This is a genomic window from Brevibacillus sp. HB1.4B, assembly GCF_013284285.1.
Classification (GTDB): domain Bacteria; phylum Bacillota; class Bacilli; order Brevibacillales; family Brevibacillaceae; genus Brevibacillus; species Brevibacillus porteri.
Genome location: NZ_JABSUT010000005.1, coordinates 446323 through 463461, shown reverse-complemented (window position 1 = coordinate 463461; position 17139 = coordinate 446323). Strand labels below are relative to the sequence as shown.

Here is a 17139-nt window from a genome sequence, read left to right as displayed (position 1 = left end):
GGATGAACATCCGCGCCTGTACGTTTATCTACTCACAGCTTCGCTTCGTAGGCCGCAAGCAATTGAGCCGCTTGCTTGTTGTACTGGTTGACCAAGCCTTGAATGGCTTTTTGCCACTCAGCTTGCGGGAGCGGCACTGACAATTGATTGGCTGGCTTGCCGTTTACGATCAGAGCGGTTGTTAGCATTTGCTGTTGTGCGTCACTGAGTGAAGCCGTCGTTAACGTCTTTGCCTTGAGCACTTTTTTTCCTTTCAGGGAACGCATGAGCTCGGTCATCAGGATGTGCTGATACTCCGTGTACAAATCCATTGTCATGTAGTAGCTCATTCCCTCTCGCACCGGCACAATTCCCCGCTTCTGTGCCCACTCCATCACCTCTGGCGTCTTCATCGCTTGACTCGTTTTGCCTGTCGCCATGAAATAAGCCACTCGGAACATATCTTCGTCGCTCATGACAGAACGATTCTCATCGGCTTTGATGATACCCTTGGACATCAGATCTGAAAGTACCGCTTGCTTGCCAGCATCCTTCGGCAGATTCAAATAAAGCGCCAGATTGGCAAAAAATTTGCTCTCGCTGTTGCCACCAGCTGGCCAGCTATACGGTTTGCCGAAATCGATCAACTCAAGCGGGCGATGTCGCATCACATCCGAGTAGGCCGAAAACGCTTGGAACGTAATCGGACTATAGGAGACCACTGGTTTTTTCGTCAGGAATCTTGTCGCAAACAGTTCTTGCCCACCTTGACTGAGGTAACCGAACTGGTCTTTCGTTGTGAATACATAAGGCGTCTGATCGTCTGCCTTACTCCACATTTGTGAGAATACTTTGTTCGTTGGCAAAATCGCCTCATATTTGGCCGCTGTCAGCACCTTGCCTTCCAGTGACATGAGGCCGTACAATCCCGTCTTCTTGTCCTGGTAGGCAATGACATCCGTCTTGCGATCCGGTAAGGGCAAATACTTCATGGACTGATAATCGCCCGTGCTTAGGCGGAGCAACTGCGGTGAATATACATCCCATCCTGTACTTGATTGAATCAATACCCGATCAAAATCAGATTCCCTGTGAAAACCTTTCACGCTAGTGAGCTTGTTTGTGAGCTGGTTCCCTTCTTGCACCCATACATCCAGTGTACCGTCCAAACGTGCTGTCACTGCGATCTTTTGATTTTGTACCATCGCTTCGTCTGCATCCCGATACACAAAATCGCTCACGACCTGAAGCTGCCCGCCATCGGCCTTGATCATCGCCATTTCGATATTCCCCGCTCTCACACCCATGGTGTATACGGAGTCAGCAACTCTAATCAAAGTGAGAGGCGGTCCGTCGTTGCCTGACTTCCACACCGCGACTTTGATCTCCGTCGTCAACAGCTTGCCCTCAGCGGTATAAAGATCCGCCCAATCGTGATCCATCGCAACGATGAGATTGGTATCGGAATCCATGTAGACAGATTGGTAGAGCTTGCTGATTGGTTGGTTCGTCTTGCGGTCCACGATCATAACGCCTTTTCCCGGCTGATACATGGTCGTTAACTCATCGGACAACGGCATTGTATTTCCAGTTTCTTCCGATTTCCCAACAGAGTTGTATCGCAGCACGTTTCCATCCGGCTCAGTCACCAGCACCTGCCCCGTTGCTTCCTCGTAGCGAATGACTCGATTCTCAACAGGGGACAAGACCAAGCCTTCATTTTCAGAATAAAGTCCGATTTTGTTTCCGTCCTTGATGCTAAGCATGCTGTAGCTGCCCAATGTCACATACGAGTCGAACCAAAAATCTGGCTCCTTGACTTCTTTACCCCAGCCAGGGAGGATCACTTTTTTCCCGTCGCTACGGACGAGCAAGCGTGCAGCTGGCGGACCTTCAGCCCGCGGATAAGCAAAGGGGATAACCGTCTCTCCCCCGACTTGGAGGACGCCGTACAGATTCGTTTTCGGGTCCTGTCCCTGCACATAGCTGCCATGCAATAACTCGGCACCTTTTTTCAAAGGATGTGACGTACCTTTGGACCTGGAATGATAAGTGATGACATCTCCAGAAACCGTGTAGTACACATCCGGATTATTATGCTCGATCCCCACTTCTTTATATATGGGCTCTGCCAGCATCCGTCCGTCTTTCCACAGCCCTTGTCCTTTTGGTCCAATCACCTGAAAGTATCCATTAATCCAAATATAAATCGCGTTGTATTTTGGCTCGAGTACGTACTTGCCATAGCGATCAATCAAGCCTTCTTTTCCACCGGATCGAACCTTGAGATACGCGGTGTCTGGACCGCCTTCGTTCGGAATCAATTCTGCTTTTGCCAGCGCAAACAGCTTTTTGCTGGAAGCAGGATCGTACATAATGAGCTCTTTGGGAGTAGACGCAACGAAATAACGCGTTTTCTCCGCCTCTTTATTTTCCGTCTGATCAGGAGCAACTAGTTGTACCATCGCTAGCTTGCCTGCAAAAGGCGGAATCAGGACCTTTCCATCCACATTGAGCAGCATCGATGATTTTCCCAGCAGCATAATCGCCGTCCCTTGCTCTTTGGACAAATAATACGGATGCGCCCCAGCAAACTTCATAGTCGACAGCTTGTGCGTTTTTAAATCGATATATTGGAACCAGCTGCCTTTTTGTACAATCGCGATATTTTTGGAATCGGGAATGTCAATGTTATCCCAAATCGCAGGGGTTATTTCTTTCCCGGTTCGCGCATCGAGAATTCCTTTTTTACCGCCCTTTGTTACGATCATGTCTTTGGAAGATAGCTCAAAATCATCATAAATGGCCTGTGTGACCAGCTTGTTACCGTCCGTAAAACCGATCTTGTAGTCTGTTAGATACGGCTGAATCTGGGAAAACGTAGCAGCATGGACAGAAGAAGTCCACGCACTTGTCCCGAGTACGACAGCCGTAACCAAACTGATGGTTTTCGTTTTTATGTTCATTCGTGATAGGCCCCCTTGGCAAACATTCCCTCCCTTTGACGCTTCGTAGGGTGAAATAGTTTCGTTGCCCTTTTTCAAACAACTGGAACCTTTTCTTTCCCTCCACTCGCTTTTAAGCGTGCTATAATTGTTCACACCGACGCAGTATAATCATCGTATACGGATGGGAGTGCTTATAAGAGCACTTGGAAAGGATGTTCCCATGAATTTCTTTGCTGCCGCCTTGCAAAAGCCGGATGTAAGACGATTTGGGATTTTGGCGTTGTTTTGTTTGTTGCTTTACTCCTTGGGAAGTATGCTGAACATGGTTTTGCTTACCTTTTTAGTTACCTATTTAATGAATCGGCTGCATCAATATCTTACACGTCTCACACACAAAGTCGTGCCGATCCATCCCAAGCTGATTCTTATTTTCCTCTATATTTTGCTGACGTTCTTGCTCGTAGTGGGTGGGATGAAAGCCATTCCGGCGCTTATTCATCAAACCGGACAATTGTTCCATGTCATCGAGCAAGTGTACCACCAAAATCAGCACAATGAGTTTGCCCCTTATCTTATGTCTGTTGTTGGGAAGCTAGATATGAAGGGCATCGTTCAAGGCAGCCTTGATTTTCTCGCAGTGGTCAGAAACGTTGGGTTCAATGTCTTTCTGGCGATTATTCTGAGTCTGTTTTTCCTGCTCGGCAAAGACAATGTCGTTACGTTTACCGCTCAATTTCGCACGAGCAAATTATCCTGGCTGTACAACGAAATCGCCTACTTCAGCCAAAAATTCATCCTGACCTTTGGTAAAGTAATCGAAACACAGCTGTTGATTGCCTTATTCAATACGACCTTCACCGTTATCGGTCTATGGATCATGGGCTTTCCGAATCTATTGGGACTCGCGATCATGGTCTTCATACTGGGGCTCATTCCGGTTGCAGGTGTCGCCATTTCATTGATTCCGCTCAGTGCCATCGCTTTTAGCGTCGGTGGTATCGCAACCGTTATTTATTTGCTCGTTTTCATCATGTTGATTCATGCGCTTGAGGCATATGTGTTGAACCCTCGCTTGATGGCAACCAAGACTCACTTGCCAATTTTCTACACGTTTGTCGTCCTGATCTTTTCCGAGCATTTCTTTGGTGTATGGGGGCTGATTGTCGGGATTCCGTCCTTTGTTTTCTTGCTAGACATCTTAGAAGTGAAGAAAATGGAACAACCCTCGTCCAAAAATAAATCCGTTCCAAAAGATGTACGAGATGTACAAGTCAACACGCAACGGATGAACACCATAGAGAAGGAGCCCTCATAAATAGGGCTCCTTTTTCCTTTACTTGCCTTCAAACCATTTGATCAAAGCTTGCGTGCCGCTATCTGCCTCGCCATTTGCTGCCAGTTCTTCATAGAGCGATTTGGAGAGCGCGAGTCCTGGCGTCATCAGCCCCATTTCCTCCGCTGCTTCCAATGCAATGCCCATGTCCTTGATAAAATGTTTGACGTAAAAGCCAGGTGCGAAGTTGCCCGCGATCATGCGCGGTGCCAGATTCGACAGCGACCAGCTACCTGCGGCACCCGCTCCAATGCTCGTCAGCACTTTCTCCGGGTCCAGTCCTGCTTTTTTCGCATACGCGATCGCTTCACACACACCGATCATGTTCGTGGCAATACAAATTTGGTTGCACATTTTCGTATGCTGACCTGCACCTGGTCCGCCCTGCAAGACGACGTTTGTCCCCATGATCGTAAACACAGGCTCCATCGCATCAAATACTTCCTGATCGCCGCCAACCATGATAGTCAGTCGCGCTTCGCGTGCCCCCACATCTCCACCGGAGACAGGCGCATCCAGGGAATACAGCTCGTGTTTTTTGGCTTCCTCATAAATATGTTTCGCCAGCGACGGCTTCGATGTCGTCATGTCGATCAAATAAGTGCCCGGCTTCGCATTTGCCACAATTCCGTCCACGCCGAGATACACTTCCTCGACATCAGATGGGTAGCCGACCATTGTGATGATGACGTTTGCCTCTTTTGCCAGCTCACTGACCTGTTCCTTCCAGATCGCACCGGCTGCCAGCAAATCTGCCGCTTTTTCCTTTGTACGTGTGTACACCAGCACTGTATATCCTGCTTGCAGAAAATGGGTTGCCATGCTTTTCCCCATGACACCCGTTCCTACAAATCCAATGATTCTTTCACTTACAGGCAAAGTCATGTGAACCACTCCTTCGTTTCTCTCTTTCCTAATTATCTCGACAATTGTACTTCTCGAATCTATCCGAATATTCCTGCTACGCGCCTTCTGTGTTTAAATAAGAAAAAGGACATATGTCCTTTTTTTTCGCGCGTAAATCCCTTTTACTAAAGGGGGTATAGCCTGCAAGCAAACAAGCAGGAGGCTTGATACATGAAAGAACTTCACGACCGCACCCTTTTGCATACGCTGGTGCAAAATAGTCCCTTGCCCGATATTTTTGATGCCATTACCCTCCATGAAATGCGCCTGTATCAGGCTGAGAAGGGTGACATCCTCTGTTCGAAGGGCGATCAGCTTCACCACATGTACTTCATTCTGAAGGGAAAAATCAAAATTTTCACGACGCTTCCTAACGGAAAATCTTTGTTACTGCGCTTTAACAATCCACTCGCGATTATTGGAGACGTCGAGTATGTCACACAATGCGAGGTCCGCAATACCGTTGAGTTTGTCCATCGCAGTCTCGTGGTCAGTCTCCCTTTTAAAGTTTTGCAGGAAAACTACCAGAACCACCCGCCTTTTTTGCAATTCATTCTGCATAAAATCAGTCACAAGTTGCATACATCATCGAACTCAACCAGCCTGAACCTGTTGTATCCCGTTGAAAATCGCTTTGCCAGCTATTTGCTCTCTACGCTGTCCAGCGACACAGGGTCGACTGCTTCCGAGGAGCTAAAGACGGCGAAGCTGACGGAGGTAGCCGAGCTGTTGGGTACCAGCTACCGACATCTAAACCGGGTCATCCGCAATCTTTGCGCAGCTTCCGTGATCGAACGAAAAAAAGGCGCACTGATTATCAAGGATCGAGAAAAAATCAGTGAGCTTGCGAGCGGAAACATCTATGAGTAATCAACCATATAGGAGGTCATATTGTGCAAGGCATTCTCTTTTCGTTACTCGCTGGCGTTTTTATATGTCTGCAAAGCGTGTTCAATGCGCAAGCCAGTACAAAGCTCGGACTGTGGCAAACCAATGCGATTGTTCACGCCGTAGGCTTTCTTGTATCATTCGCAATCTTTCTCTACGTTCGTGATGGCGATTGGAAAAGCATTGGGGAAGTCAACAAGGTGTATTTGCTTGGAGGCGTTTTCGGGGCGGTCATCGTTTTTAGTGTGATGAAAGGCATTACGACCATCGGCCCTGCCTACGCTGTATCAATTCTGCTCATCTCCCAATTGCTCGTCGCTCTCCTCATTGATTCTCTCGGCCTGTTCGGCGTACAAAAGGTTCCGATCACCTTGAACAAGATCATCGGAATCGGCATCATGATCGCAGGCGTAATGGTTTTCAAATTCAAATAAAAAGGAGGGCATTATCGCCCTCCCCTACAGAATCAATTGCTCCGGATTCAGCCCCAGCAGAGCCTCATGCACAAACCTTCCGTCTTTTCGAATCAGCACATCATCAAACCATATTTCGCCGCCACCGTATTCCGGACGCTGAATGCAGATCAGGTCCCAGTGAATCGCGCTGCGGTTGCCATTATCCGCCTGATCATAGGCACGGCCCGGTGTGAGATGGAAGCTGCCAGCGATTTTTTCATCAAACAAAGTATCGCCCATCGGGTGCAAAATGTGCGGGTTAAACGCAATGGCGAATTCACCGATGTAGCGTGCACCTTCATCCGTGTCCAATATTTCCGTTAGCTTGTCCGAATGGTTAGCGTACGCCTCGACAATCTTTCCTTCCCGAAAAGTAAACCGGATGTTTTCAAACGTCGTACCTTTGAAATTGCTGGGCGTATTGTAGCTGATCGTCCCGTGAATCGAGTCACGCACGGGAGATGTATACACTTCGCCATCGGGTATGTTGCGTTTACCTACCGCTGTCCGCGTCCCAATCCCTTTGATCGAAAACGTCAGGTCTGTCCCTGGTCCGACGATGCGCACCTTGTCCGTTTTGTCCATGAGGTCGTACAACGGCTGGCACGCTTCGGCCATTTTTCGATAATCGAGTGCACATACGTTGAAATAAAAATCTTCAAACGCTTCTGTCGTCATGTTGGCCTTTTGAGCAAGGGCCGAGGTCGGGTAATTAATGCGCAGTCCCGTAATTTGATTGTCGACATGATGGAAAATGGAATCATATGCTTCTGCGTACAGACGGTATTTCTCCTGCGGAACATCCTTCATCTCACTGTCATTCGTCTCGCCATGAATTCCGATATAGCCTTGTATGCCAAACCACATGTCCTTTTCCCACTGAACGGTCTCGGCAAGCTGCTCTTCGGTTATTCCTTTCAACCATTCCCGCTGGACCTTTGGCCGGACAAAGCGCAAGTGGGGATACGCTCCCTTCGCATACAACCGCTTCACCAATTCCATCGCCAGCGGCTCCCCTTCATCCACGACCATGATCATAATATGCTGTTTGGCTTGCACATCCAAGCTGTACGAAATTAAGTTGTCTGCTATTTTTCCTAGTCTTTCATCTCTCATCGCGCACGCGTCCTTTCCAGATTGTGATTGCTCTTCCAGCATAACGCGCGTTTGTCAGAGGAATATCATCGGAAAAATCGTGAGAGGAGCCAACCAAAGTTAGGGCTCACGTAAAAAAGCCGAACTGACTCGCGAGCATAATGGCATGCGTCCGGTTTTTGGCACCGAGCTTGCTGAATAATTGGTTATTGTATCCTTTGACGGTACCAATCGATATTTGATATTGCAGGGCGATCTCCTGATTCGTATACCCCGCTTTGATCATGTGAAGCATCTCCAGCTCTCGTTTGGTCAAGGTCTCTATCAGTCCTTTTGGAGACAACAAAGCTTTGCTGTTTTCTCCCTGTATGCTCCTCCTGCGCAAGTGCGCCTTCACCCGTGAAATCAACAGATTGGGATCAAAGGGCTTGGTCACATAATCATCACCACCAAGATCCAGGCCAGCGATCATATCCTCCGTGTCATTTTTGCAGCTCAAAAACAAGACAGGCACATGAATTCCACTCTGCCTCCATGTCTGACAAAGCTCTAGGCCCGATCCATCCGGCAACAAAATATCAAGGAGGACCATATCCAGCTGTTCACTCAGCACCATGGCCTGCGCTTGCCTCATATCTTCTGCCTCTCGCACCTGAAAACCACTAGCCTGCAAATAGAGCCTGACCAATTCGCGAATGTTCTCATCATCTTCTACCAACAGGATTACCTCGTTGCTCATCTCACCTTCTCTCCTCCCTCTTCACTCTCTTCCTTCCAGCGGACTGGCAGCGAAAACCAGAAGAGGCTTCCCTCTCCCGCTTTACTCTGTACGCCGATTTTCCCGTGATGATTTTCGATAATTTCTTTGGAGATGGCCAGACCTAGCCCTACTCCTGCCGTCCTCAGCTTTCTAGATTCACTCCCCCGATAAAATCGATCAAACACAAAAGGAAGCGCCTCCGCCTGTATCCCTGCTCCTGTATCTATTACCTTGATCGTTGCCTCGCCTGTCCCATCCAGAGCCAGCTCCCACTCCACCTGTAGCTTGATGACCCCGCCCGGTGGCGTATACGCTTGTGCATTTACAAGCAAATTACTCATGACCTGCTCCAGGCGAATCGGATCAGCCACCAGCAAAAGCTTGCACTCCGTATCTGGCTCCTCCTGTGCTTCCCACACAAATTGCAGCTGTTTCTCCTGCATATCGAGTAAATGCTTCTCGTACAAGCCACGGAAAAATCCAACCAGCGACAATGGCTGAAAATGAAAGCGAAGCTGCCGCGACTCCATCTTGGACAACTCAAACAAATCCGTGATGATTCGATGCAAATAGATTGTTTTTTCATAGATGATCCCCAAGTATTTCGGATCGTTCGGCTTGACCACACCGTCAAGCATCGCCTTGATGAACCCTTGAATCGAGGTTAGCGGCGTCCCCAGTTCATGCGAAATATTGGAGAGCAGCATGCGCCGTGACTCCTCCATCCTTTGCAGCTCCTCATTCTTGTCCGCGAGTGCCTGTGTCCGTTGCCGTACTTTTTGCTCCAACCATTCATTGGTCTGCGCAAGCTCTTCGGAAAGTTGCTCGACATGGGCAAAAGAACGGGCGAATACCATGGACAAATTCATCATTTGGGTGAGTAAAAAAACGAGCAAGCCGAACGGAATGGCATTTTCAAACGGAGACAGATGTGCGTAAAACAACACTTCATTGACAACTGCGGTAAAAAATACGAGGAGACCGATTCCATTTAAGACAGCGCCTGTCTGTTTTTGAACGATGGCCCGTCCATAAACGAATAGCATGTAGCCATAGTTAAGCAACAAATACGCTTCTCCTACATAAATCCATTCTGTATAGATTCGAGCAGGGGTAAAAAGCACGAAGAGAATAAAGAGAAGCCCTGTCCATACGCAGGCTCTCAGAATGAAACGATTGAATAATGCCCGATACTGCGAATGGACAAAACAAGCGAGCATGATCAGCGTGAGAAGAGAAGACATGTACTCCAGCTTGACCACCATCTCCCATGGGATCTGCGGAAACAAGCTAACAGCCATCGTCTCTCCCAAAAATAATATGCGGACAGCGATCGCAATGCTGACTCCACAAAAATAGAGAGTCGAACTCTCTCTTTTGCGTGTCATATACAAGCCGAAATGATAGATGCCCATGACTAACAAGGATGACGCAATCATGCCACTGTAGATAATGTTGGCTTCACGCTTCCGCATGATTTGCTCAGCATGCCCCAACTCAATGGCTTCCCACAGGCCGCCTTTTCGCTGGACAAAATTAGAGACGTGAATAACGAGCTCCACTTGCGGTTGATCTGGTTGAAACACGACGACCTTGGGATAATTTTTCGGGGTCATCCTCCCTAAATCCTCACCGACTACACCGTTTTCGGCCATAACCTTGCCGTTTATCCACAGTTTGTAGGCCGTTGCGACGCTGGGCATATAGAGCGCGAAGGGTCTTTCTGACTTTTGCTCATTCAGCTGAATGAGCAGTCGATACGTAGCGTATCCCTGATTGGATATATCCGTTCGATCACCGGCCCCCTGCTTCCAAGATGAAGGTACTTGCATGTACTCTCGTACGGAAGTATCGGGTTCAAAAGTACCTGGGGGGAGGAGCTGCCGCCAGTAAAAACTCCATTCCCCATCCAGCCTAATCGTGTCGCCGTCTTCCCAATCCACGCCCCGCAAATCCAACACGCCTTGTTTGGCTTGGGGTGGTTGTTCTACGGCATTAGCGAATGGCGTCACGGCAAGCATCCCGATCACCATGATAACGACAAGATTGCATAGACTTACAAACCACTTGCTCATGGAGGCACTCATCCTATTTGAAATATTCTAACGTTAGCATATTATGGAATCGAATGAATCAAAACCCCTAAGTTGTTGTTCTCCTAACTGTTGTGGTCGGGAGAAGCCCTGCCACATGTTTTCCAGTCGCCTGTATCCTCTCTTCGTTCGGGCGGTCTCCTTCCAAACATGTGACAGTGCTTTCGGACAGCTGTGGATGACTTCGTGCTGTTATGGCGTTTTGTAAGTTTGTACAAAGAAGTTTTTGAGAGCATTGTACTGCATTCACCTTCTAAGATTTGAGAAGCGAATTTCCAGTCCAAGCGCCTCTGGAGCCCACCCTAGCTTCGGAAAAAATGGCGGGGAATTTCAGCTTTTATTACATACAAAAACGCATTCGCGTTTTCTGGTTTGAAGCGCTCCCGCCATTTTTTCCGAAGCGAACAGTGATACCCCATGCGGGGCGTATGCCGAAGCGTAGACTGGAAATTCGCTTCTTCCCCCACTACAGCTCCTTCTAAAAACAAAAAGCGATGCTTATGCACCGCTTCTCCATGATTCACTTTCCTAACCGCTTATGCTGGACATCTTCCACACGCTGACTGATCCTCGCGAGTACAAAAGCGACGATAACCGAGAATATCACAATGCCGTAAAATCCGGCTCCGATCCCTATGCCAATCCCTCCAGCGAAAAAGATCATGGCTGCGGAGGTCAGTCCTTTTACTTTCAAGCCGTCCTTCAAGATGACGCCTGCTCCCAAAAAACCAAGACCTGTGACAATCTGTGCCGCCAAGCGCATCGGGTCCATCATCGTTCCGTTGCCAGGCGCGCTGTATAGCTTTGTGCTGTAAATAGAAACGAGTGTGATGAGCGTGCAGGCTACGGACACATACATGTACGTTTTCAGCCCGGCAGGCTTGTTTCTGTGCGAGCGATCCCACCCGATGAACAAACCGAGAATCGCGCTCACCACTACCCGCACATACATTTCCAAGTCATACTGCACATACACCCATTGTAGAGTCTCCATCCTCGTCACCTTCTTATAGCGATAGAGACATGATATGTGCAGATTCGAAAAATAGACCGGCTTCTTCTACATCTTACTTCCTTTCAATCTTCACTTCTGGCCCGACAAAGACTTCAAACAACCGCTCCCAAGGAAGCTTAATCACTATATCCGTTACTTCGACGATTTCGCCTTCAAACGTATTCTTGCCTCTCTTTCCGATAACCAGCGATTGATTGGCAAAATAGTTTTCGTACCATTCTTCCGCATGTGGCGTCAGTTCATCCCTCACAAAATCATTGACTTCGTCGTAGTCATCGCCGAGATTCCACTCATTTCCCTTTAACTCTTTTACGAGGTTACGTGCTTCTGCCATCACTTCATTTCGGTAATGATGGTCATTTACAAACGATGACAAGAGCAGATTGATATGGGTTTCTGCCGCATCCACCGTTAAGGGCACACCGAACTGATTTCCTTTTTCTAAAAAGGCTGATCGTTGCAACGCCTGTCCCAACGCGCTTCCCATGTTATTTCCCGCCGTTCCCCATGCCGTGTAGGCGAAAAGTTCCGGCAGCTTTACTTCTTCTTGTAGTCGCTCGATCAGCTCAGGGTCAGCTTTGTTTGTAATCGTAACGTCTGTAATTGCGACCTGCTTTCCTTCTTCCAGAAGATCATTGATTTCTTCGACGAACTCATCCAGATCATCGCGTCTCTCTGCGTTGCTCTGTCCTTTTTTCTTCGGTGAATGAATCATTAATACGATATCTGCATCGTCCTCGTCCCGAACGGGTTTGCCGCCTGCTGCGATGATATGCTTCTCAACATTTACATCAAAGGTCGTGTCTTCAAACGGCGCCGTCCACTCACTACCATCTATACCCGAATACTCGACTGCTACTTTTGGATGAATGCGCATTTCGTTCAAGGAGAATCGGCTCAACAAGACGGTTCCTACTTCGTCCGCTCCAGGGAAAATCGCTACACGTTCCTCTACATCCAGCTCCTTCGCTTTTTTGACCAAGGTCTCCCGCTCTGCCCGGTGAAGACCATGGGGAGCAGCGTCATCCTGAGCCAGCACTAAATAATCAATGGTTCCATCTTCCACCCAGTCGATCAACAAGGAGTTAATCTTGTGGTTCCGCTCGCGGGCGTTTAAGTAATCTTCCAGCACAGACTCGGGAATCTCCCTTTCCAACTGATCGAGTCGATCCTTTTTTTCTGTCATGCCGAGGTTGTGCACTTCATCGTATAAAATGGCCCATTCTCTGATTTGCTCATAGTACTTCAATGTTTCGGGATCAGTCGCCGTCACCGCCAAGCGTTGAATCGTATCGAAGACGTAGATCGGCTTGTTGGAATTTTTGTCTCTCAGTCTTTTAATGGCTTCGATATTCGATAGGGCATCTTCATAGGACTGTTGATCGGTACGGGACGCAACTAGCCCGCCATATGCCAGCATGCTGACAGAGATGACTGAGCCGTCTACTTTGCTTGCTTGTTTAATCAGCCAATCGCCAATTTCTTCCCCATCGCCCGGAGTCATAAAGTGACCGAGCATGTCTTCATCCGGCATAATCGTCTCCACCCCGCCTGCTCGTGCTGACATTTGCGGAAAATACGTATTGACCGGACGATCATCAAGGGGAACAAGAGCGACTTTGGCAATTGGCTTTGGTGACGCTTTTTTCGCTGCAACTGTACTCGTCTGCGTAAATGGAACCATGCCTGTTACTAGTGCTGCCATAGCCACTGTTGAAATGACAATGCGCAACTTTTTCATAGATCCAATCTCCTTTCAAAATGAAAAGGTTTAATCGAGGACGGCATTCGCTAGACGCAATTGTTCCTGTAATTTCGCCACGTGAATCAAACGCGGAATGGTCTGGTCGTGAAATGCAATGGCCGCTGCTGTACCTGCTGCTTGCCCTGTAGCCATACAGCTCGGGGTAAGCCTGGTCGTAGCCAGCGCCTCATGTGTCGTGGAGATACAACGCCCCGCCGCAAGCAGGTTGTCAATGGATTGAGGGATCAGGCATCGATACGGAATGTCATAAGCGCCCTCTCCTTCAATATCTGCTGCCACTACGCCTTTGCCAGAAGGATCGTGAATGTCAACCGGATAGCCGCTTCGTGCGATGACATCCGGAAAACGTCTACCCGTTACCACGTCTTCGATCGTCAAGCTGTACTCTCCGACGATTCTGCGTGTCTCGCGGATTCCAATTTGCGTTCCGACTGCGGAGATGGATGCTTTCGCGAAGCCCGAGACTCTGCTTTTTAAAAATTCAGACATCAATAACACTTGACGTCTTCCCTCTTCCTCCGCTTCCGTCAAGTCCTCGACATCTGTTCCATCCAGTCCCTGCACACGCGTGCAATTGATCAGAACTTCATCACTCTCGGGCCCTGTGAAAAACAGAACTTGATCCCGATTAATCGGAACACCTGACATCTTCCAATGCGTATAAAAGCCTTGGACACCCGTCAGTGGAATGGACGGTAGCTGTGCAAAGGGCGTCTTGTGATAAAACTCCTCCGGATGATCAAGCATGTACTGCTTCACCTGCTCCAAATCGACGCCGCGCATGCGAAACTTCATGGTCATCGGCTGAGTCAGTCCATCTGCATCTCGCCCTTTGCTCGTCGACGCCCCCGATAAATGAGCGATATCTGCATCGCCTGTCGCATCGACGAACACCTTGGCCTTGATCTCATACTGGCCCGATTTGCTAGTGAGTGTAACAGAAGTAATCTCTGTCCCCTCTACCTTCACCTGATCGACAAAGCTGTGGACAAACAGCTTGACGCCCGCTTCCTTGAGCATTTCCACAGCGACCAGCTTGTAAATTTCCGGATGATACGGCGTGACTGTGCTCACGAATCCCACCGTATCCTGCAAATGTCCAGGCGATCCCCCCTTTTCTTGCAAGCGGTCGACGATTTCCTGTGCAATTCCTTTGATGACTTGCTCGCCTTTCTCCGTATGAAACGTCATCCACGGATAAACGAGCGCAATCGTCGACATCCCTCCGAGAAAGCCGTAACGCTCGATCAGGATCGTCTTGGCTCCCAATCGTCCGCTGGCGAGAGCGGCACTGATTCCTGCTGGCCCCCCGCCTACCACGACTACATCTGCTTCCACTACTCGATCCATCTGCACTCACTCCTTGTTGAACTTCTTTTCATCCTTTAATCTTTTAATCTTTTAGGCCCGTCATCGATACACCCTCGATAAACTGCTTTTGGGCGAAAAAGAACACGATCAAAAGCGGCAAGGTCGCCATGACGGACGCACTCATCAGATGATGCCAAGCTGTCCCTACTTCGTCAGTAAACAAGGACAAAGCGAGCGGTAGCGTCATCAGCTCTCTGTCGTTGATGAAAATGAGCGGATCGTAAAACTCGTTCCAGCTCGTTAAAAACGTAAAAATCGTCAGCGTCGCGATAGCTGGCTTCGCTAGTGGCAACATGATGCTCCAGTAAATCCGCCAACGCGAGCAGCCATCAATCATCGCCGCCTCCTCCAGTTCTTTCGGAATCCCAAGGAAAAACTGGCGCATGACGAACACACCAAAAATTCCGCCTGCTCCAAAAATGGGAAGCACGATCAGCGGCACATGCGTGTTGATAAACCCAAGCATGCGCATGAACAAAAACATCGGAATCGACGTCACTTCATGTGGGATCATCATCGTCGACAACAGCACCAGAAAGACGATATTGCGTCCGCGAAACGGAATTCGGGCAAACGCATAGCCCGCAATCGAGGCAAATAATACCGTTCCAACCGTGACCAGAATCGCAATGTACAGGCTGTTCCAATAGAACAGATGAAACGGCGTATTCGCCAAAACCTCCGTGTAGTTCTCCAAGCGGATTGATGAAGGGATAAACTCTGGCGGAAAGACGAATATTTTGGCCGGCTCTTTTAACGATGTAGAAAGCATCCACAAAAAAGGCACCAGCATCAGTAGGGAGATCGCTCCTAACGCCACATAGTGACCGCCAATCCCCAATAACTTGCCCGCTTGTAATCCGTGGCGATTACTCTTCATGGAACACCCACCTTTTTCTAAACTGCCACTGCAAGAGCGTAAAGACTAAAATGATAAAGAACAGCACAAAGGCAAGTGCAGACGCATAGCCGAATTCAAAGTTTTTGAAGGCACGCTCCCATATGTAATAGACGAGCACCTTTGTGCTGTTATCCGGCCCACCCTGGGTCATGACGTAAATCTGCCCAAACACCTTGAGCGAGCCGATAATCGTCAACAACGTGGTTAAAAAAACCGTCGGACTAATCATCGGGATCGTAATCTGAAACAATTGACGCGTCCGACTAGCTCCATCAATGCGCGCCGCCTCGTATAAGTGAACAGGCACCTGCTGTAAGGCAGCGATAAACAGAACCATGTTCAGACCCACATTTTTCAGGACACTCGTCACGATCACCACCGGCATCGCCAGCTTTGGATTGTAAAGCCATGAGGGGCCTGTAATCCCGAACATCTGCAAGATTTGATTGATGAACCCCGTGTCTGTCGCAAACAAATACTTCCACACAATCGCCCAGACAATCAGCGATGTCATGACCGGCACAAAAATGGCCGTGCGGAAAATCCCGATCCCCGGCAGCTTGCGCACGAGCAGTAAGGCCAACCCCAACGCCAACACGATGTTCAGGGGGACGAGACCGGCCGAGAACGCAAATGTATTGCCCACGACTGTCCAAAATTCGGTATCCTGAAAGATCGCTTGGTAATTTTCCAAACCAATAAATTCGGCTTCCCCCAGTAACGGCCAATCCGTAAAGCTCATGTACAGCGCGAGCAAAAGCGGGCCTAGCAACAGCACCACAAACCCGATGACCATCGGGCTTATAAACAGCCATCCTGTCAGATTTGCTTCCCGGCTGAAGGATCTTTTCCTTGTGCCACTTGTTCTCTTGTCAGGAGAGAGCGGGACATTCAAATTGCTCTCCATACGATCCCTCCTCAGTTGTCAATCGCATTCCGCAATGCATGGATGGAACGGCGCATTTCATCCTCGGTCCTCCCGATCGCCATCGCTCCAGCTAACAAGACACGAACTCCCGTTTCTCGCAGAGCTTCCATATCTTCCGCCACAATTTTTCGCTGTGTCGGAACGATGATGGGGATGCCCGCCTTCTCTACGATGTACCGATAGGTGAGCAGGTCGGCAAATGTAAGCCTCGTGCCATACTCACTCCCCGGAATAATCGATGCCTCCAATGCGGTCATGGGAAAATGCTTCACGGCTTCCAATCGGGACAAATCAAACTGATCATCGATGGCAAACGTACTCGCCACCCCTTCGTTTTTCAAAAGGGACGCTGGCAAATGATGACCATAGATGGAAAGGAAATCGATTCCCAGCGAATCGAACTGTTTGATTTCCTCGGGATTGAGCTCCTCCATTGACCCGCCCGGAACAATGCCAATCGGCCCTGCGAACTGGCTGCGTATCGTTTGGAGAAAGTCCGTATATTCAGCCAGAGGACCAAACCGGTTGCCACTGGCACGATGGTACACATTGATGTGCATCTTCAAACCATCTGCGCCTTCTTCCATCGCAGCTCTGGCTAAGGTCTCGTCGTTTTGCGGGAGACTGACCATGAGCAGAAACGGCTTCTCTTCCAGTGCCTGTCGAAAACGATTCATCGTAACCTCCTTCTCAAGTCACAAC

Annotated in this window: 14 protein-coding genes; 3 read left to right on the top strand and 11 right to left on the bottom strand. The window is 48.9% G+C overall.

Annotated elements, in window-relative coordinates:
- Window positions 1–32 precede the first annotated feature (32 nt).
- Entirely contained in the window at window positions 33–2945 is a 2913-nt protein-coding gene (locus tag HP398_RS15570; protein ID WP_173623048.1) for a WG repeat-containing protein, read from the bottom strand.
- A 202-nt stretch (window positions 2946–3147) separates the two neighbouring features.
- Between HP398_RS15570 and HP398_RS15565 the strand changes: the two genes are divergently transcribed.
- The gene (locus tag HP398_RS15565; RefSeq protein WP_017251179.1) at window positions 3148–4242 is read left to right on the top strand and encodes an AI-2E family transporter; all 1095 of its coding nucleotides are present in this window, start codon (window positions 3148–3150) and stop codon (window positions 4240–4242) included.
- A gap of 18 nt (window positions 4243–4260) precedes the next feature.
- On the opposite strand, the gene HP398_RS15560 is transcribed toward HP398_RS15565, so the two are convergent.
- Complete coding sequence (locus tag HP398_RS15560) at window positions 4261–5145, bottom strand: NAD(P)-dependent oxidoreductase (RefSeq protein ID WP_069848374.1); 885 nt, start codon at window positions 5143–5145, stop codon at window positions 4261–4263.
- 192 nt (window positions 5146–5337) lie between these two features.
- Between HP398_RS15560 and HP398_RS15555 the strand changes: the two genes are divergently transcribed.
- Window positions 5338–6036: a cyclic nucleotide-binding domain-containing protein gene (locus HP398_RS15555; RefSeq protein WP_017251181.1), complete on the top strand. Its 699-nt coding sequence runs from the start codon at window positions 5338–5340 to the stop codon at window positions 6034–6036.
- 23 nt (window positions 6037–6059) lie between these two features.
- Complete coding sequence (locus HP398_RS15550) at window positions 6060–6488, top strand: DMT family transporter (protein ID WP_017251182.1); 429 nt, start codon at window positions 6060–6062, stop codon at window positions 6486–6488.
- 24 nt (window positions 6489–6512) lie between these two features.
- Here HP398_RS15550 and HP398_RS15545 read toward each other — a convergent pair whose 3' ends face one another.
- The 9 genes from HP398_RS15545 to HP398_RS15505 all read right to left on the bottom strand — a co-directional run bounded on the left by HP398_RS15545 (window position 6513) and on the right by HP398_RS15505 (window position 17114).
- The gene (locus HP398_RS15545) at window positions 6513–7625 is read right to left on the bottom strand and encodes an aminopeptidase (RefSeq protein WP_173623047.1); all 1113 of its coding nucleotides are present in this window, start codon (window positions 7623–7625) and stop codon (window positions 6513–6515) included.
- Between the two features lie 106 nt (window positions 7626–7731).
- Complete coding sequence (locus HP398_RS15540; RefSeq protein ID WP_173623046.1) at window positions 7732–8343, bottom strand: response regulator; 612 nt, start codon at window positions 8341–8343, stop codon at window positions 7732–7734.
- Window positions 8340–10439 carry a sensor histidine kinase gene (locus HP398_RS15535; RefSeq protein WP_173623045.1) on the bottom strand — a complete coding sequence of 700 codons (2100 nt, stop codon included), beginning with the start codon at window positions 10437–10439 and terminating at the stop codon, window positions 8340–8342. Before HP398_RS15535 ends, HP398_RS15540 begins: the two co-directional genes overlap by 4 nt.
- 538 nt (window positions 10440–10977) lie before the next feature.
- A complete protein-coding gene (locus HP398_RS15530) occupies window positions 10978–11451 on the bottom strand; it encodes an MgtC/SapB family protein (protein WP_069848388.1) in 474 nt (157 codons plus the stop codon).
- A 73-nt stretch (window positions 11452–11524) separates the two neighbouring features.
- A complete protein-coding gene (locus HP398_RS15525; protein ID WP_173623044.1) occupies window positions 11525–13213 on the bottom strand; it encodes a DUF4127 family protein in 1689 nt (562 codons plus the stop codon).
- Between the two features lie 30 nt (window positions 13214–13243).
- Window positions 13244–14587 (bottom strand): FAD-dependent oxidoreductase, encoded by a 1344-nt coding sequence (locus HP398_RS15520; RefSeq protein ID WP_173623043.1) that lies wholly within the window; start codon window positions 14585–14587, stop codon window positions 13244–13246.
- A 43-nt stretch (window positions 14588–14630) separates the two neighbouring features.
- Window positions 14631–15488, bottom strand: a complete 858-nt coding sequence (locus tag HP398_RS15515; protein ID WP_017251189.1) for a carbohydrate ABC transporter permease — start codon at window positions 15486–15488, stop codon at window positions 14631–14633.
- Window positions 15478–16416, bottom strand: a complete 939-nt coding sequence (locus tag HP398_RS15510; RefSeq protein WP_017251190.1) for a carbohydrate ABC transporter permease — start codon at window positions 16414–16416, stop codon at window positions 15478–15480. The genes HP398_RS15515 and HP398_RS15510 overlap by 11 nt, the downstream gene beginning before the upstream one ends.
- 11 nt (window positions 16417–16427) lie before the next feature.
- A complete protein-coding gene (locus tag HP398_RS15505; protein WP_017251191.1) occupies window positions 16428–17114 on the bottom strand; it encodes a hypothetical protein in 687 nt (228 codons plus the stop codon).
- Window positions 17115–17139: the final 25 nt, after the last annotated feature.